Source organism: Trichlorobacter thiogenes, assembly GCF_900167465.1.
Classification (GTDB): Bacteria; Desulfobacterota; Desulfuromonadia; order Geobacterales; family Pseudopelobacteraceae; genus Trichlorobacter; species Trichlorobacter thiogenes.
Genome location: NZ_FUWR01000013.1, coordinates 23078 through 41190 on the forward strand (window position 1 = coordinate 23078; position 18113 = coordinate 41190).

General features: G+C 54.0%; 20 protein-coding genes. 1 reads left to right on the forward strand and 19 read right to left on the reverse strand.

The genetic code is table 11. The features are described from left to right. Positions 1-2: 2 nt before the first annotated feature. From accC to aroC, 9 genes are all read right to left on the reverse strand, one after another. Complete coding sequence (gene accC, locus B5D39_RS11430; RefSeq protein ID WP_078790602.1) at positions 3-1343, reverse strand: acetyl-CoA carboxylase biotin carboxylase subunit; 1341 nt, start codon at positions 1341-1343, stop codon at positions 3-5. 9 nt (positions 1344-1352) lie between these two features. After that, positions 1353-1823 carry an acetyl-CoA carboxylase biotin carboxyl carrier protein gene (accB, locus tag B5D39_RS11435; protein ID WP_078790603.1) on the reverse strand — a complete coding sequence of 157 codons (471 nt, stop codon included), beginning with the start codon at positions 1821-1823 and terminating at the stop codon, positions 1353-1355. A 36-nt stretch (positions 1824-1859) separates the two neighbouring features. Further along, positions 1860-2927, reverse strand: coding sequence for a M24 family metallopeptidase (locus B5D39_RS11440; RefSeq protein ID WP_078790604.1), 1068 nt, complete (start codon positions 2925-2927; stop codon positions 1860-1862). Positions 2928-2989: 62 nt separating this feature from the next. Next, positions 2990-3424 carry a type II 3-dehydroquinate dehydratase gene (aroQ, locus tag B5D39_RS11445; RefSeq protein WP_078790605.1) on the reverse strand — a complete coding sequence of 145 codons (435 nt, stop codon included), beginning with the start codon at positions 3422-3424 and terminating at the stop codon, positions 2990-2992. Between the two features lie 2 nt (positions 3425-3426). Beyond that, positions 3427-3789 (reverse strand): roadblock/LC7 domain-containing protein, encoded by a 363-nt coding sequence (locus B5D39_RS11450; protein ID WP_078790606.1) that lies wholly within the window; start codon positions 3787-3789, stop codon positions 3427-3429. Then, positions 3780-4760: a tetratricopeptide repeat protein gene (locus tag B5D39_RS11455; RefSeq protein WP_078790607.1), complete on the reverse strand. Its 981-nt coding sequence runs from the start codon at positions 4758-4760 to the stop codon at positions 3780-3782. The genes B5D39_RS11450 and B5D39_RS11455 overlap by 10 nt, the downstream gene beginning before the upstream one ends. An 8-nt stretch (positions 4761-4768) precedes the next feature. After that, positions 4769-5848: a 3-dehydroquinate synthase gene (aroB, locus tag B5D39_RS11460; protein WP_078790608.1), complete on the reverse strand. Its 1080-nt coding sequence runs from the start codon at positions 5846-5848 to the stop codon at positions 4769-4771. Further along, positions 5845-6372, reverse strand: coding sequence for a shikimate kinase (locus tag B5D39_RS11465; RefSeq protein WP_078790609.1), 528 nt, complete (start codon positions 6370-6372; stop codon positions 5845-5847). The genes aroB and B5D39_RS11465 overlap by 4 nt, the downstream gene beginning before the upstream one ends. After that, the gene (gene aroC / locus B5D39_RS11470; protein WP_078790610.1) at positions 6372-7550 is read right to left on the reverse strand and encodes a chorismate synthase; all 1179 of its coding nucleotides are present in this window, start codon (positions 7548-7550) and stop codon (positions 6372-6374) included. Before aroC ends, B5D39_RS11465 begins: the two co-directional genes overlap by 1 nt. A gap of 117 nt (positions 7551-7667) precedes the next feature. Here aroC and B5D39_RS11475 point away from each other — a divergent pair, with 117 nt between their 5' ends. Next, positions 7668-8672 carry an FHA domain-containing protein gene (locus B5D39_RS11475; RefSeq protein ID WP_078790611.1) on the forward strand — a complete coding sequence of 335 codons (1005 nt, stop codon included), beginning with the start codon at positions 7668-7670 and terminating at the stop codon, positions 8670-8672. On the opposite strand, the gene B5D39_RS11480 is transcribed toward B5D39_RS11475, so the two are convergent. The 10 genes from B5D39_RS11480 to B5D39_RS11525 form a co-directional block, all read right to left on the reverse strand. Continuing rightward, complete coding sequence (locus tag B5D39_RS11480) at positions 8662-9462, reverse strand: Stp1/IreP family PP2C-type Ser/Thr phosphatase (protein WP_078790612.1); 801 nt, start codon at positions 9460-9462, stop codon at positions 8662-8664. The two genes, B5D39_RS11475 and B5D39_RS11480, sit on opposite strands and share 11 nt — an antisense overlap. A gap of 72 nt (positions 9463-9534) precedes the next feature. Further along, on the reverse strand, positions 9535-9957 hold the full coding sequence (locus B5D39_RS11485) for a type II toxin-antitoxin system VapC family toxin (RefSeq protein ID WP_078790613.1): 423 nt from the start codon (positions 9955-9957) through the stop codon (positions 9535-9537). Beyond that, positions 9957-10217, reverse strand: a complete 261-nt coding sequence (locus tag B5D39_RS11490) for a type II toxin-antitoxin system Phd/YefM family antitoxin (protein WP_078790614.1) — start codon at positions 10215-10217, stop codon at positions 9957-9959. The genes B5D39_RS11485 and B5D39_RS11490 overlap by 1 nt, the downstream gene beginning before the upstream one ends. A 58-nt stretch (positions 10218-10275) precedes the next feature. Then, positions 10276-12753 (reverse strand): CHASE2 domain-containing serine/threonine-protein kinase, encoded by a 2478-nt coding sequence (locus tag B5D39_RS11495; protein ID WP_161947489.1) that lies wholly within the window; start codon positions 12751-12753, stop codon positions 10276-10278. Between the two features lie 43 nt (positions 12754-12796). Next, positions 12797-13474 carry a YkgJ family cysteine cluster protein gene (locus tag B5D39_RS11500; protein ID WP_078790616.1) on the reverse strand — a complete coding sequence of 226 codons (678 nt, stop codon included), beginning with the start codon at positions 13472-13474 and terminating at the stop codon, positions 12797-12799. A gap of 70 nt (positions 13475-13544) precedes the next feature. Further along, positions 13545-14429 carry a DUF4824 family protein gene (locus B5D39_RS11505; RefSeq protein WP_078790617.1) on the reverse strand — a complete coding sequence of 295 codons (885 nt, stop codon included), beginning with the start codon at positions 14427-14429 and terminating at the stop codon, positions 13545-13547. After that, positions 14426-15562, reverse strand: coding sequence for a DUF2157 domain-containing protein (locus tag B5D39_RS11510; protein WP_244161395.1), 1137 nt, complete (start codon positions 15560-15562; stop codon positions 14426-14428). The genes B5D39_RS11505 and B5D39_RS11510 overlap by 4 nt, the downstream gene beginning before the upstream one ends. A 4-nt stretch (positions 15563-15566) precedes the next feature. Then, a complete protein-coding gene (locus B5D39_RS11515) occupies positions 15567-16019 on the reverse strand; it encodes a tetratricopeptide repeat protein (protein WP_078790619.1) in 453 nt (150 codons plus the stop codon). A 15-nt stretch (positions 16020-16034) separates the two neighbouring features. After that, entirely contained in the window at positions 16035-16643 is a 609-nt protein-coding gene (yfbR, locus tag B5D39_RS11520; protein WP_078790620.1) for a 5'-deoxynucleotidase, read from the reverse strand. 181 nt (positions 16644-16824) lie between these two features. Beyond that, positions 16825-18108, reverse strand: coding sequence for a type II toxin-antitoxin system HipA family toxin (locus B5D39_RS11525; protein WP_078790621.1), 1284 nt, complete (start codon positions 18106-18108; stop codon positions 16825-16827). Positions 18109-18113: the final 5 nt, after the last annotated feature.

The window sequence follows — 18113 nt, forward strand, 5'->3', positions numbered from 1 at the left end:
GCCTACTCCAAAACAATCCGTTCAAGGAATGACGTATCAACATTGCCTTCAATAAAATCCTTGTTGGTCATGATCCGTTTATGGAAGAAAATCGTGGTCTTGATCCCCTCAATAATATACTCATCCAAAGCCCGGGCCATGCGGCGAATTGCATCTTCGCGGGTCTCGGCATGAACAATCAGCTTGCCGATCATGGAATCATAGTGGGGAACCACGGTGTACTGATCGTAGACAAATGAATCCACCCGCACCCCAAGACCGCCAGGCTGATGGTAGGCAGTGATCTTGCCGGGGCAGGGAGTAAACTTGAAGGGGTCTTCGGCATTAATCCGGCACTCAATCGCATGACCGGTGATCTTGATATCATCTTGCGTGTAACGCAGCGGCAGGCCGGCAGCAGAACGGATCTGCTCACGAATCAGGTCTACCCCGGTAATCATCTCAGTCACCGGATGCTCAACCTGAATCCGGGTATTCATCTCCATGAAGAAGAAATCACCGTTCTTGTCCAGCAAAAACTCAACGGTACCGACGCTGCAATAGTTGACCGCCTTGGCAGCCTTTACCGCAGCAGCCCCCATGGCAGCACGGGTTTCAGGCTTCAACGCAGGACAGGGAGCCTCTTCCAGCATCTTCTGATGCCGCCGTTGAATAGAGCAATCACGCTCTCCCAGGTGGATGCAGTTGCCGTGTTTATCAGCCAGCACCTGGATCTCAACGTGACGGGGCTGTTCACAATACTTCTCAATATAGACATCAGGATTGCCGAACCCTGCCTGGGCCTCAGCCTTGGCAGTTGCATAGGCATTGGCCAGGGTAGCCTGGGAATGGACAATCTTCATACCACGACCGCCACCGCCTGCAGTGGCCTTGATGATCACCGGAAAGCCGATCTGCTTGGCAATTTTAACTGCCTCGTCCACCGACTTCACATTTTCCTTGGTGCCGGGCAAAATCGGCACACCATGTTCAATCACCGCCTGACGGGCCGAGATCTTATCGCCCATAACCCGCATGCTTTCGGCAGAGGGGCCGATAAAGGTGATGCCGCACTGCTCACAGACTTCAGCAAATTTAGCGTTTTCAGATAAAAAACCATAGCCGGGATGGATCGCCTCGGCATCGGTCAGCTCAGCTGCACTGATAATGGCGTTGATGTTCAGATAGCTCTGGCTGCTGGGGGCCGGACCGATACAGACCGATTCATCGGCCAGCTTAACATGCAGTGAATCAGCATCAGCAGTGGAATAGACCGCCACTGTCTTGATTCCCAGCTCTTTACAGGCCCGGATAACCCGAATGGCTATCTCGCCACGATTGGCGATGAGAATTTTATGGAACATTACCTACTCCTAGATCTTTTCGATAACAAAGAGGGGCTGACCAAACTCAACCGGCTGGGCGTTCTCAACACAGATCTTAACGATCTTGCACTTGAACTCTGCCTCAATCTCATTGAAAAGTTTCATCGCCTCAACCAGACAGATAACCTGGCCCTTCTCAATCACCTGGCCAACTTCGGCAAACGGTGCAGACTCAGGGGAAGCTGCACGGTAGAAGGTACCTACGATCGGTGAATTAATGGTCTCGCCAGCCAGTTCAGCTGCCGGAGCAGAGGCTGCAACAGCTGCTGCAGGAGCAGCAATCGGAGCAGCCATGGCTGCAGGGGCTTGCATATAGGCGGGAGCGGCGGTCATCTGCACAATCTCGGTCCGTTGACCACGCTTGATCACAATCTTTTCTTCTGCGTTGTCCATCTCAAATTCAGTAATATCGGTCTCGGTGATCATCTTTATCAACTGCTTCAGGTCTTTCACTTCCATGTCTATTCTCCTTCTTTTAGTATCTGCACAATAGGTCTACACAATGATAAGCTGCTTTGGAACCTTGGTCAGCAAGCAGCAGCCATCTGCCGTAACTGCTACGGTGTCTTCAATCCGTACACCGCCAAAACCGGGGATATAGATACCCGGTTCAATGGTAATGACCATCCCTTCTTCTACTATGGCTTCACTACGCGGCGAGATGGTCGGCCTTTCATGGATATCAAGCCCGACGCCATGTCCCAGCCCATGCCCAAAATACTGGCCAAAGCCTTGATCGTTAATATAGTCACGGGCCAGCGCATCAAGTGCTCGGCAGGATATTCCCGGCTTCACGGCCGCAATAGCACGATCATGGGCATCAAGCACCGTCTGGTAGATCCGTTGTTGCCGTTCATCAATCGAGCTGACTGCCACGGTGACCGTTTCATCCGAGTGATAGCCATCCAGAACAGCCCCAAAATCAATGGTTACCAGCTCACCTGATTGTATGGTCTTGTCTGAAGCCCGCCCATGGGGCATTGATCCACGGGCACCGGAAGCCACAATAAAATCAAAGCCGCGACCATCAGCACCACGACGACGCATCTCAAACTCAAGCTGCAACGCGAACGCATCTTCCCGTATGCCAGGCTGCAACTGCGGCAGAACCGCCTCAAGTGAAGCTGAAGCCAGGGTAGCAACCTGCTCCAACTGTTTCAGTTCACTGGCGTCCTTGCAATTTCGTACTGCGTCAAGCTCGGGGCCAAGCCCAACCAGTGTCACTCCCGGTAAACGAGCCGCTAACCCCTGATGGCTGGTTACCGTGGTATGGGATGCCTCAAAACCGACCCTGTACCCACCAGACTGGCGCACCAGATCCGCAACAGCCTCCTGGCGCTGGGCCTGTTCAACCAGTATAAGGTCTGTGACCTCTTTGCCAGCCTGCACCGTATAACGGGAGTCACACAGAAACCAGCCACCCTCCGGTGTTAGCAACAATGTCCCTTCGGAACCGCTAAAACCGGATAGATAGCGCAGGTTGACCGGGTGCTCAATCAGCAGTAGATCCAACGCATGTTCTTCAAAGAACGGCAACAGCCTTCGGCGTCTGCTTTTTAGCATAACTGAAAGCGACCCCTCAACCGAATTCTCACAAAGCTGAAAGTTTCCAAGAAGTCCCTAGACTAATTTTTAATATGATTGAAAAGTGCGCGTAGACCGAGCAGGTAACTATCCAGGCCAAAACCGCATATCTGACCCAAGGCAAGGGGGGCCAGATAACTGTGATGCCGGAACTCTTCCCTGCGGTGGATATTGGAAAGGTGAACTTCCACAAAGGGAAGTCCGATTGCAGCCATGGCATCACGCAGGGCGACACTGGTATGGGTGTAGGCTGCAGGGTTAATCAGAATGCCGTCGTACTTCTCCGGTGCCTGTTGAATTGCATCCACCAAGGCACCTTCACTGTTTGACTGAAAAAAACCAAGCACAGCTTCAAACTCTGCACCCAATGCCTCTAAAGCCCCATTGATATCCTCAAGGGAAAGGGTGCCATATATTTCAGGCTCCCGCTTACCCAACAGGTTCAGGTTCGGACCATGCAGCACCAGAATCCGCATGGCTAGCCCACTGCCTCAACCAGTTCCAGGGCCTTGGCACGCAGCAGATAGCGCGCCTTGCCAAGATTACCCTCCTTGGCAAGCACAAAGGCAGCAAAAAACTCATCGTTCAGGACCCGAATAATCATACGTGAGTTGGCAGTAGTAATGGTAATTTCTTCCATCTCACCTGCCCCTACCACTTCGATCGTACGCCGGATTTCCTTGATAACCGTGCCGTATTCAACCGCCATGGTCTGGACATCAAAACCGGCATCCCCCCGTTGCACCTCATCAATGGCGATACAATCGTACCCCATCAGCATAACGGCAAACGCACCTTCAACCTGTTCCAGCATCGAGGTTAACTGATCTCTTAGCGACATACCCGTAACCTCCTGATATTCTCAAGCCACCCTTCCAACACTGTTACTGCAGCCTGCTGGTCAGCAACACCTTCCACTGGCAGATTTAACGGTGCAGAAGACAGTTCCGCTGCGACTGCAGCTGCATGGCCTGACTCGGCAACCACTTCAGCCTGTTCCAACGTTGCAAGGCGGCTGACCGCCTCCTGATTTTGGGGATCTGCGGAAACAATCCTGCGATAAATTTCAATCGCCTTCTCAGGAAAGCCCTGAGAAACATATAACTCTGCCAGGGTTGAGGTGGTTAGTGGATCGTGCTCAACCACCGCCTCAGCAGCAGTCTCAACCGTTGCCGCAAGCTGCTGTTCAGGAACTGACCAGACAGCTTCAAGTGCTGTTGGAGATGGTGCCACCTCAGGTGCAACAGCATTGATACCGGACCAGGGGTCTTCAACGGTACGGGGCACCGGCTTGATCCGCTCAACCAGCTCGCCAACATCCTCCGGCTCCTCATAAATATCGGCCTCGGTCAGCTCAATCAATTCAAGGTCATCATCATCCGAAACGGCAGAGAGCCTTTGCTGCAGTGATTCCAGCTCAATCCGGGCCGACATATCATCCGGGTTAAAATCAAGCAGAGTCTGAAGTGCCTGAAGCGCAGCCTGATCATTGCCCGACTCTTTATAGAGACGTGCCAACAGACGCTGCGCCTCGGCATGGCCAGGAACAGCCGTTGCCACTGTCTCAAGGGCACGTCGACACTCATCGACCAGCCCTTTCTGGTGACAGACCCTGGCCAGTGCCATCTGCCCGTCTGCATAGCCAGGATGTTTGCTAACCCCGGTCCGTGAAACGGCCAAGGCATCATCCAGCAGACCAGCCTGCAGATAGACCTCCGCAAGGGGGGCAAAACAGTATGAGGAGGGATCGCTCTTCAAGCGTTCCTCATACATCTTGATTTCACTCCAGAAGGACTCCGTTGACGACTGCATAGGCGCCTTTACCTCCCTGAGCAACAGGCTTCGGCCAACTGGGCCGGGGTAAACTGATGAAATGCGTAGGAGCCGATACCTTGGTTACAAATAAACTGCAGGGTACCGGAGCGGTTTTTCTTATCTTTAGCAAGGGATCTGACCAGATCTTCTACAGACACGACAGGGGCTTCAGTCGGCAACCCCAACAACTGAATCAACGTAGTAATTCGCTCTACATCACTGGTGGTACAGTAGCCTTCACGCTGCGACAGCACTGCTGCCTGAATCATGCCGATAGCAACTGCCTCACCATGTACCAGATCACGGTAACCGGACAGGGTTTCAAAGGCATGCCCCAGGGTATGGCCATAGTTGAGCACTGCCCGCAGGCCGCCTTCGCGCTCATCCTGTTCCACCACCCAGGCCTTGATCTCGCAGCAACGTGCAATTACCCGCCCCAGCAGTTGCGGATCACGCTTAAGCAAGCCATCAATCTTGGTTTCCAGCAGTGTAAACAGTTCGGCATCAAGCACGACCCCGTACTTGATCACTTCAGCCAGTCCAGCCCGATAGTGGCGATCTGACAGGGTCTTCAAGGTACTGACATCGGCCAGCACCAGATGGGGCTGATAAAAGGCACCGATCAGGTTCTTGCCCAGGGGATGGTCAATACCGGTCTTGCCGCCGACACTGCTGTCTACCTGCGCCAGCAACGTAGTCGGCACCTGCACAAACGGAATCCCGCGCAGAAAGGTGGCTGCTGCAAATCCGGCCAGATCACCAACCACCCCGCCACCAAGGGCGACAATGAATGAACGACGATCCAGGCCAGCCTCAATCAAACGATCGTACACACCATTCAGGGTTGCGCTGGTTTTATACTCTTCACCATCAGGAATTTCAATCGTCACCGGGGTAAAGCCGGCTTCCTGAAGCGAACTGACAACCTGATCAGCATACAATGGGGCAACCGTCGGATTACTCACCACCGCAGCAACACCTGCAAGCCCTACGGCCTTGCAGGCAGCTCCAATACCGGACAGCAGCCCTTCGCCGATGCCAATATCGTACGAGTGAGAATCAAGCTGGATCGTGATGGTTTTCACAGCACCCCTGGATGTTTTTCAGCGTAAAATGCAAGGATTAAAACGGCAACATCTTCCAATGTTTTCCCGGTGGTGTCAATTCTTATGTCGGCATCGGCATAAAACGGTTCACGTTCAGTCATAATCCGCTCGATTCTGACATCAAGTGCTTCGTCACCTTTCAGCAAAGGACGGTCGTTCGCCTGAGCCAGGCGACTGACCAGGACATCAACCGTTGCAACAAGGTTTACCACCAGACCGGCAGCATGCAGTAGCCTGCGGTTTGCCTCACGAATTACCACCCCACCACCGGTTGACAGCACCATCCCCTGCTTCCCAACCAGCGTTGAAAGCAATGCGGTCTCACGATCCCTGAAAGCAGCTTCTCCATCATCAGCAAAGATCTGGTTGATGCTTTTTCCTGCCTGCTCAACAATCAAGGCGTCAAGATCCTGAAACTGATACCCCAACCGCCGGGCCAGGAGCCTCCCCACGCTGGTCTTGCCGCTCCCCATTGGACCGGTCAGGATGATCGAATCAGGCATCAAAAATCCCGCAGACCAGCCAGATAACTGTCACGGTTGCGACGGATCTCATCCAGAGAATCGCCACCGAACTTCTCCAGCAGAGCCTGGGCCAACTCAATCGCCACCACCGCCTCAGCCACCACCAGGGCAGCCGGCACGGCACAGGTATCAGAACGTTCCACTGATGCCTCATAGGGTTGATGGGTAGCGATATCCACCGACTGCAGCGGGGTGTACAGGGTTGGAATCGGTTTCATGGCAGCCCGCAGCACCAGCGGTTCGCCATTGGTCATACCGCCCTCCAGACCGCCAGCATGGTTGCTGGGGCGCTGATACGGGATCAGCTCTCCCTGTTGCAGCCGGGCCGGATTCCAGGTGATCTCGTCATGCACTTTGGAACCGGGACGACGGGCAGCCTCAAAACCGAGCCCGATTTCCACCCCTTTAATGGCCTGAATGCTCATCAGCGCCATGGCCAGCCGGGCATCCAGCTTACGATCCCACTGCACATGGCTTCCCAGACCTGGCGGCAGCCCCAGCACCTGGACCTCTACCACACCGCCCAGGGTATCGCCAATCGCCTTGGTATGATCAATCAACCGCTTCATCTCCAGCTCTGCAGCCGAATCACAGCAGAACATCTCAGATGCGGCAGCCTGTTCCCACTGCTGCTGATACGGCTGTGAGGAAGGCTTTGCCACCACACCACCCACCTCAGCCACCACACCGCCAATCCTGATATCCAGCGCATGCAGCAGGCCACGGGCAACCGCGCCAACCGCCACACGGACGGCGGTCTCACGGGCACTGGAACGCTCAAGAATATTACGCACATCACGGTGGCCATACTTCATGGCACCGCACAGATCAGCATGACCAGGCCGGGGACGAGTGACGGCCTCAGCCATCCCCTCATGCTCAGCCAGGGGCGACATCTTCTCCAGCCAGTTTTCCCAGTCACGATTCTTGACCACCAGGGTCACCGGGGACCCCAGGGTCTTACCCCAACGGACACCGGACAGGATATCAGCCCGATCCCGTTCAATCTTCATCCGGTCACCACGACCATAGCCCTGCTGACGACGGGCAAGTTGCAGATCAAGCAGCTCAGGAGAGATCTCCAGGCCAGCGGGTAAACCTTCAATAATGGCAGTCAACTGGGGTCCGTGGGACTCACCAGCGGTAATATAGCGCATAGAAACCATCTCCTGCAGATTGATAATAGGCGGGAGATTAGCATCCAAGCGTCACAAGGGCAAGAAAAACCCCCCTGTAACTTGACAGCAAAGCAACCTCACCGTATAGTTCTGCCCATGACAGCCCTGACCCTGCCCATAGGAACCATTCAAGCAGCAGCAACAACCTACAGCCGTGAAATCATGGTTGAGTTGTTAAAAGGGCTGTCCGGTTCATCTTTCACCGGTTACCTTGGCATAAGCAATGGTGACCGTCTCTTTCTGCTGTTCATCTTTCAAGGCACTCCCTATTCCGCCGGACTTGCGGTTGGTGAAAAACCTACCCCGCTAACCATCACCAATTTCTGTGCCCAGGTGGCAACTATCCGGGACGGTTCAGGTACCATCTCCCTCCATGAAACTGACCCGGTACTGCTTAAATGCATGTTGGTCTTTATTCAGGATGAACCTGCTGCCAAAGGTCCGGTCAACCTGATCAATCTTGACGGCATGGTAAGCCAGATTAAGGCGAATGAAGCTGACGCCCTGGTGATTCTGGAAAAAGACGGCTGTTGCAACTTTTTCTTCTTCCTGGACGGAACCAAGACCGCTGCCTACTGGTCAGATGGTCTGTCGGAAGACCCGAATGGTCTGTCCGTAGATGAACAGATGTTGCTGTACGCCTATCAGGAAACTGCCACTCCGGTTAGCGCCACCATTTACCAGACCCTTAACACGATGAAATCAAAAGACTCTTCCAATATATCACTGGAGGGGATTGTACGGCTCTTCGCTGCGGTAGAAGATACAGAGCAGACCATCGCTCCCGGCAAACTGACCATACAGCACCATGATCAACTGCGGCTGAAGGTGCTTGAAGGGACCCAGGCTGGATCAGAATTGGGCGGTTCATTGCCCTGTGTTCTGGGTAGAAAAGATGCCGACATCGTCATCAACGATCCAATGGTCTCCAAGCGCCACGCTGCCATCCAGATCATCAACGGCAAGCTGCTATTGGTTGACCTGCACAGCACCAACGGCACCACCCTCAACAATGAACCGGTCACCCAACGGGAACTGAAGCAGGGGGACCGGATCGGTATCGGTCAGACCGTGTTACTGATAAAGGCTGTTACCCCTTAAACAGCCGTTTCATCCCGGCCAGCAGTCCTTTTCCCTCCACCGCCGACAGCAGAATCACTGAGATATTATCACGCCCTCCCCGTCCATTAGCGCAGGCCACCAGCTCTCGGCAGGCAGCTTCAGGATTTTTTGCCACGCCGATCAGGGCAGCAATTTCTTCATCCGCCACCATGCCGAACAGACCATCGGAACAGAGCAGCAGGCAGTCTCCTGATTGTAGTTCCAGTTCATCCAGATCAACCAGCACATCTTCTTCCTGGCCTATGGCTCTGGTCAGAACGTTACGCCCCTTGGCAGACAATGCCTCATCACGGCTCATCAAGCCGGCCCGCACCTGTTCCTCAATCCAGGAATGGTCCTCGGTAATCTGCTTAAATCTACCCTGACGTAAGAGATAGGCCCGACTGTCCCCCACATGGGCGATGGCCACCCTGTTGCCTGCAACGGTTAGGGCCACAATGGTGGTACCCATGCCACGCCATTCCGGCTTGGAAAATGCCGCCTCAAACACCGCTCGATTGGCAAAACGGACCGCAGAGCCCAGCAGATTAGCTGCCTCAGAATGGGCTGCACCAGCCTCACCCACCAACGGTGCATGCCCTTTGGCTGCCATCTGCAGGTAATCCCGCATGGTATCCAGACAGATCCGGCTGGCAAATTCGCCCCCCTTATGGCCACCCATTCCATCTGCCACAGCGTACAGATGCAGGGCAGGTTCCAGCAGGATTGCATCCTCATTATGGGGGCGCACCTGGCCCACATCGGTCTGTCCAAAGGCGGTTAGTTCCATAGGATTCCTTGTTCATAGGAGCTTGCAATTTAGGTAACGATAAAAGTGGTAATAAACACAACAAACGGCACATCACACTGTTTTCTCTTGTGCCTGGTACGGGTTAATAATTAGCACCCCAAGCGGCTGGAAGTGCTTTTCATTACGGGTTACGACCGTCAAACCATGCTGCAATGCCGTTGCTGCAATTACAAGGTCAGCTCCATCATGGCCCACCGCTGCTGAAAGCTCACCCCAACGCCGCGCAACATCTGAGGTTACCGGCAAAATGCGGTCGCCGTAATTTCGTAACAACATCTCCAGCCATTGTTGCAGACGTCTGGCAAAAACAGCATCTTTGCGACGTTGTCCAGCTATTCCCCGCTGTATTTCACTAATGGTGACCACACTTAAAAAGAGACTTTTTTCCGACGTAGCACCCAGCCACGAAATAACATTTGGATCAGGAATCTGCTTACGAAGCTCTGATATCACCATTGTATCCAGCAGCCACATTAGAACTCAACCTCGCGGGATTGAAAGGGAAGCCGCTCAAATTCACCATCATCTTTTGGAAGGGCAAGCAAGTGTTCCACAAAACTTGGACGTACCGTGGCTTGCTGTTCCTCAAGCCGCCGATACTCGTCAGCCGCAATAATAACAACCACTTCCCTACCATGCCGGGTAATATGTTGCGGACTTCCATGTAGTGCTGCGTCAACAACCTTACTAAATTGATTTTTTGCGTCCTGAAGACGCCACGATAACGTTGGCATAAGCTCTCCATTTCTAGCCAGATTATATAGCCAGAATATCCGCTTCAGAACACAAATGTCAACTATTCAACTTTGCCAGACACATCTTGACATGCTCCACCACTTCCCGCGCATTCTGGTAGCGCTTGGTCAGATCTTTGGTAATCAGCCGATGGGCGATATAGGCGCAGCACTGTGGAATATTCGGATCTATCTGGGTGATCAGCACCGGCGGTTTGTTGGCAATGGCGTACATCAAGGCCGCAATGCTCTCGCCGGAAAACGGTTTCTGACCGCAGAGCAGTTCATACATGGATGCCCCCAGCGAAAACAGGTCAGACCTGCCATCCACCTTCTGGCCAGCCACCTGTTCCGGCGACATGTAGCTGGGGGTACCCAGCACGGTGCCGGTCTGGGTGGCGGATGAGGTGGTAATACGGGCGATACCAAAGTCAGCTATTTTGACCGTACCATCCTTCAGCAGCATGATGTTGGCCGGCTTGATGTCGCGGTGGATGATCCCCTTTTCATGGGCAAATGCCAGACCTTCTGCCACGCTGCCGATGATCTTCAGCAGGTCTTTGACCGGCAGCAGTTTTTCCTTTTTGATGTAGGGAGTCAGGTCAGAACCATCCAGCAGTTCCATGGCAACATAGGCCAGATCCTCTTCCTCACCAACATCATAAATTGTCACAATATTGGGATGATTGATGGTACCGGCAGCCTCGGCCTCACGGAAGAAGCGCTTCTTGGTATCATCCAGCAGATCAGGATCAACCTCTTCAAACCGCACGGTCTTGATCGCCACCAGCCGGTTGATCTTGGGGTCTTTACCCAGGTAGACCACCCCCATAGCGCCCCGACCAAGCTCCTTCTGAATCTCATAACGACCGATGGTGGGGGCAGTAACTGTCCCGCCAGGGCCAGCTATAATGGTGCCTTCACGACGCCCGCTGTTGCCAAAGATCATGGTCTCGCCAGCCACCTTCATGGTGGCGATCCGCTCCTTGATATCTTTGTAGTCTCCGGCGGTCAGGATATGCTCATACACCGCGCCGGACTTGTTGAACATCCGCTTGCGTTCAAAATCCAGGGCAAGATTGTACAGCAGATCCTTAATGGTATCGTCCTCAATCGGGCATTTGCGGAACTTCTCAAAGGCCAGGTCCAGCAACCCCTGCCCTTGGAAAGAAAGACCAAGCATCTTGTTGGTCTCGATGCTGTCACTCTCCACCAGCTCATTACGCTGCTCGGTCATCCGGTAGCGCATGGAGACCAGGGCAGTATAGCCGATGGCCATAAGCAGGGTCGGCCCCACCATACCCAACCAGACCCCCTGCCCAGCGAACAACCAGACTGCAACACCATTCCAGATCAGCAGCAGACCTGCGGCAATAGCGGCACTTAAACCGGCCTTCAGGCGTGGCATGGCCAGAGCCAAAAACAGACCAAACAACAGCATGACTCCCAACTCGGCCCAGCGAGCCCAGTCTGGGCGGGAGATCAGATTGTTGTTCAGCAGGTTTTCAATGACGGTGGCCATCACCTCAATACCGGGATAGGTTGATTGAAATGGCGTCACCGCAAACCCGGCAATGCCGGTGGCCACCGGCCCGATCAGGACAATCTTGCCTTTAAAGACCTCCGGCTTGACACTGCCCGAAGCCACATCAAAGAATGAATAGGTGGGAAAACTGCCAAAACCGCCGTTGTAACTGATCAGCATCTGCCCCCGCGGGTCAACCGGAACTGAAAGCCGTCCGGCAGACAACCGGCCGCCGGAGATCTGCAGATCCTTGGGGGCTATCCGCAGGTAGGTCAGTGCTGACTGCAGGGCAAAGGAGGGAAACAGACGACCGCGGTAATAAACCACCAGCGACTCGCGCCGCACTGTGCCATCGCTATCCGGCAGGATATTAATATGCCCCAGCGACAGAGCCTTATCGGCAAAGGCAGGAATCGGCGCAGCCACCTCACGGGCCTGCTGCAGACCAGCCGGGCTGGCCTGCTCCTTAGCGGCTTTTTTAAGATACTCTGGCAGATTGGGATCAGGGTTGCCAGCCTGTTCCCCCAGGGTAAAGAACAGCGGCAGCAGCACCTTATTGGTACTGGCCAGCGATGCGGCCAGCAGGGCATCATTATCCAGTTTTTTCTCAGACTGGCTGATCGCCTCCAGCACTGCCGGGCTGCCACCCAGTTTGACAACGGATTCACGTAACGCCTTGATCTCTTCCAGACCAGAGTTTTTATCTGCCTCGGTGTAGAGGATATTGGTACCGATCAGGGCCGGATCATAGGAGGCGATCTGGGCGGTCAGCTCTGCCATGTAGCCCCGTGGCCAGGGCCAGCGTCCCAGCCGTTCAATGCTGGCATCATCAATGGCCACCACCACAATCGGTGCAACCGGTTTCTTGGCCCGCAACCTGGCCCGCAGATCGTAGCTCTTGTATTCCAGCAATTGCAGCGGATACCACTGCACCAGAACCGACAGCATCAACACCAGCGTGATAGTACCGGTCACCAACAGGTGAGCATGTTTTATCTTAGGAATCTTCATAGCCACCCCAAACAGAGACATTTCATAAAATCAGCCTGAAACACTAATCCCACAGGCTTGCGGGTAGATCCGCGCCTGAAGCCAGGACTGCTGCCAGTCCCGGATCGGCAAGAAAGGCAACCACACCATTACTCAGCTCAATACTGCGACCCATCATCGGCTGCTGCTTCATCGCCCGGGCCAAGGTACAGAAGGCCGTATCCATGATCGTTTTACGGGTAGTATCCATTTGAACGGCTTGGACAGCTTCAGTCTGATCCGGATTCAATGTCTCAAGACAAGCCTCTTTATCCAGCGACGTCACTGACCGACAGACCAAAGGACGCACCGGATAGATGCTGCATCCCCCCCGCGCATCAATAAAGGGACAAAGGATCTGTTTGTGTATCCGCTCACTGTCTTCCATCCAACGCACACGCAGGGCATGGCTCTGCAGGCGTTTAAGCTGGGCATCACACGCTGCAGCGACACAATGCATGGAAAGCCAGCCTGCAATGGCAACCGCTTCAGGCAACAGCACCGATACATTCAGGACACAACAGTGGGAACAACCCAGCTTACAGGCCACCGGCCTGTGTCCGGCCAGATTTTCAGCCAGATCAGTAAAAGCCGACATGGTGGCGGCAAAGCCAGAGGTATCATGTACCGTTGCCAACAGATCAACTGCCAGCCGATACAGCCGACTCTCAACCTGGTGCAGCTGTATCGTTGAGTCAGCCATACTTCACCCCGCCTTGGCATTCAGCATCTGCTTTACTCTAACCTAAAATCAGCAATCTGCAAGGCTGGCCCTACTCTTTTACCGGCACCGCCGGTGGCATCATCTGTACTGATCGAATCCACGGTTCATACCGCTTTCCCACAGCAAGATCAACCTGATAGCGAAGCGGCTGCTTCTTTATGGAATCCGCTGGCGTATACGGCCATCCATACTCATCACGATACGGCGCAATCCTTCCAGTGCCGCTGGTTAGCCGCCGCAACTCCATCCCAAGGTCATGGGGAAGATGAATCCGGGACACCAGAATACGTTCAACATAACCGGTAAGCCGCTGTTTTTGCTTTAACCGTTGCTGATCAGAAGTAGCATGTTTAACCTGCAACTTCACCAATGCAGGCAAAATCAGATAGCGATCGGTACCAGGATAGCGTTGTCGCAACTGACGCGGGTCTTTGCCCAGATCCACCAAAAACAGGCGAGACTCCTCCACAAGTTGCCTTTTTATCTGCTTTAACTCCCATTCACGGTTTTTCTTTTCACTCTCGCTGCCACCGGTTGCGGTTTCCAGCTCCCGGTACCGGGCAAGCTGCTTTTCTTTCCAACGCTGATGGAGACTGCCATCAAACTCAAGCACCAGATAGGCACGACGCGGCAGTTGCTTGTGGTAATACCGCTCAGCAGCCGGGCTGTCTGGAACACGTGAGCAATCAAAGCCCACTGCCTCAAGATGCTTCTGATCAAACCAGTCCTGAACAGCATCACCCTGATGACGCCAAATTAGGTGCAGCGACAACCCGCTGTTCTCTGTGCCACCGCCAGACAACCGCAATTCCCGCTCAGACAACAGCATCCGGGCCTCGGGCTGACCTGAGCGGTTCCAGGCAACGCCACCCAGGATCACAAGATTTACCACCACCACCAGACCAGTTGCCAGCCAGATGCCGTAGCGCCTCATGGTGTCACCTCCCGCACCAGACCGCGCATCCGCTTCAACAGCAGTAACAGACCAATGGCTATCCCCCCCAGCACCAGGAAGAAGAGATACTTGGGCATCCAACGCCACCACCAGTCAAAAAACTTGGTGTAGAGGTTCAGCACAAAAAAGGTGCTGCCCAGGTTTACCATGTGAGAAAAGCCACCACGAATGCCAAACCAGATCACCCCTGCAGCCACAAAAAAACTGGCCACCTGATACCCATGTTCAATCTGTTTGGGCAGAAAGGTAAGGTAACTGCCTGCCCCCCAGTGGGACAGAATCAACAACGACAGCAACACCACCAACAGGCCATACAGGCGGTAGACCCCGGCAAAATAGCGATGCAGACTGCCCGGCAACCAAGCTGCAGCAAAGAGTATCAGACCAGCAATCATGATGTTCTCCGGCCGCTCGCCAAAGGAAAGCCAGTAGATACCACTCCAAGTACCCACCGTGGCAGCCAGATACCCCATCAGGCTGGTAAGCCCGGCCACCAGCACCAGTTTCAGGTGATAGGTGTAGGCCAGGATCAGAGCCAGCGCCCCCCAGACAAGAAAGGCGTTCTGTGAAGGGGTAATGGTAAAGATCTGCCCAAACATAGACAGGTTCAACACAAAGGCGGCAAAGACCACCAGACTGATCAGCGAGGCAAAGTACAGGGTCCGTTCACGCCGGGCCGCAAACTCAACCCCAGCCAGGATCAGCAGCGGCGCACCGGAAAGAATCCCTACCTGCAGGCCGGTACCCAGGTTGCCCCAGAAGCGATAGAAAAAGAAAAACACCGCCGCAGAAAGCGCCAGTGCCCCAAGAAAGGAAACAATCCGCATTCCCAGCGACATCTGCCGGGCAGCACCGCTGGTATCCACATCAAACTGCAGCTGAAGGCCCGCCAGCAGCTCAGTATGATAGGCGGCAACACTCCCCTTTTGTTCATCTGACAACGTCAGCGCACCAGCCGCCTCAAGCGCTGAAAGTTCCTGCCGGAACGAGGCTATCCGATCAGTACGCCGCTGGGCATCATCCCTGCCGATTGCGGCATCCACCGCAGCATATCCGCCAGTCTGTTGCTGACGATCTGGTAACGCCTCCATCATACCCCCTTTAGCATCCATCAGATCAGCGCAAACCTATCCGGGCCAGCAGAATTCCCAGATATTTGTTTAATGGATTATTACGACGCAACCAACGAATAGGAGATGGCTTGCGGGTGCCCAACTCCTGCAGCAGCTTCAAAATGGAAGAACTTTCGCCACAGGCAAACCCCTGCCGCAGCGCCTGCACCGCCTCAGCCTTCTGGCCCGCCATCAGCAACAGCCTGCCGTAAAAGTAGTAATACTCCGCATTGTCAGGATACTGTTCCAGTGCAGCCCGGCACAGCTCCAGGCCACGGGCAACCTGCCCCCGTTCCTTGGCAATGCAATACCCCAGCATGGCATGCCACTGCGGATTATCCTGATGCCGCAAGGCAGACTCAAGCAGCAACAGCGCTGCCATGACATTACCGGAATCAAGAGCCTTGCGGGCCCTCTGGTATTCCTTCTCAGCCGATTCCATCAGTACCTGTTCCATCGCTTCAGCCCTCCCCTACCCCAGATACAGCTCATCCAGCGACAGACTATACCCTGGCAAGAAGTGATCCAGGAAATAGATCACCTCAGGCAAGGGACTCTTACGCAGGCTTTCCAGATGCTCTGCCCCTGCCCGCTTAAACTCCAGATTACCGGACTTTTCCTCTTCCAGGCACTTGATCAGGGCTGCAATCCTGTCAGCAGCCTTAATAAGCGGCTGATAGTCAGCATCCTGTTCCTCAAAGAAGAACAGCGGCTCGTAGACCAGTGACAGCTCCGGCGGCAGCATGGCCAGCAGTTTCCTGCGGGCGCGATCCTCAAGCTGATGGAAGGATTTTTTGAAGTTGGGATTAAAATGCTTCACCGGAGTGGGCATATCGCCGGTAAAGATCTCGCTGGCATCATGGAAGATACCGTACATGGCGGCCTGGTTCGGGTCCAGGGTACCACCGTAAAAGGTATTGCGGATCACTACCAGGGCATGGGCCAGCATGGCCACATCAAGGGAATGCTCTTTGATATTCTCCGGCTGGGTATTGCGCATCAGGCCCCAGCGGTTGATATACTGCATCCGGGCCAGAAAGGCGAAAAAGTCGTGGCGATCAGCTGGTGCGGTTGGTTTCATGGTGTCTGCTTTCATACATTACATGCGATATTGAGGACGGTGGGCCGGCTTCCCTGCTCCACACGATGCTTGCTGCTACTCCTTGCAGGGCAGGATAACGTCAATATGATGAAGAGCCGTGGGATGTCTACTGTAAAATTCCCTTTCGGGGATGAATAGGCTGTCGAACTGCACCTAAGGGTTACAAAATAATGTGGTGGCTCTTGATTCTTGACGCTTCGTTATGATCAACACCTGTTTCGCGGGCGAATTCCATCCAGTTAGAAACCGCCTCACCTACTTTATGGATTACCTTTTTGGCAGTCCCAATACCAAATCTGTTGGCAACGGCAAGCAAGTCCTCTCGGGTGATCCCCTTGAATTTACCGTTCACGGACATCAGATGCTGATCTGTCCACTCGCTTGCAGGGCTGTAGGCATGTGTAACGTCATAAGCCGGGGCAAGTTGCCATGATCCGAACTCTGCCATAATGAAGGAATGGTTTTTGGTGTGATCATCACAGTTGGCAGCCATGACATTGAACGTCATACGACGGAATGCTTCCTCCATAGCCAGGTATCCAAGTCCCAGCTTGCTGATCACCATAAAATACTGAGCATAATCATGTGTTGCCTTCTGTTTGTAGTCGAGATGGGCCATAGCGCAGAGGGTAGTCATGTGGATCTTCCTGTTGCCGTCGCGGTCGAAGCGTTTGGTCATGAAGTGCGCCCGACCATTCTCCTCAATAAGCCTGCACGGTGACATGGTGATCCCTGCGTTTGTGGCCATACGATAATAGGCCATCTCGATCCGGCCATAGTCCTGTGAACTGCCCAGCGCGAGATCTGTGCCCACACCATCGAATTTAAGCAGCCAGTGTTCAAAGCCCGGTGCAACGTCAAACTGGCCAGCGCGAATTTCGTTGGTATCCGGATTCCATGCTATTGCGGCCTTGGCGCGAGCACCTCCGGCTGATGTCCCTACCTGGATGATTTGGTTAAGAGCAGCTTCTGCCATGGCATCAGTTTGAAAATCACCGGATACAGATTGCCGGGCCACTTCAACAAGTTTAGACAGATCAATGGCCGTGCGACTGGAAGTCACTCTCGTTCTGGACGGTTTGAATTCCAGAGCGCCCATACTCCTTTTGCCCATATAGCCCAGACGGTCAAGGGCCGTGATTGAGTCCTTACTGACACCTTTTTGCGCCATCCAGGCATCGACCAGACTGTTGCCGAAATCATCCGGCAACGCATCCGACAGTAACGCAGGCAGACGTTTATAGGTAAGTTCCGGCAGAAACGGGAACACATAGGGCTCAAAACTAAGTGGCATCATAATCGGCGCCAGTTCAATGCCAAGCTTCACGAAATGCGGATAGTACGCAAAAACATAATAACCACTGCTCGGGTCAAGAACGACCGCCCCTACCCGCTTACCCCATATTTCAACTTCTATTTTATCAATCGGTATGTAAGCGGCCATGGCCA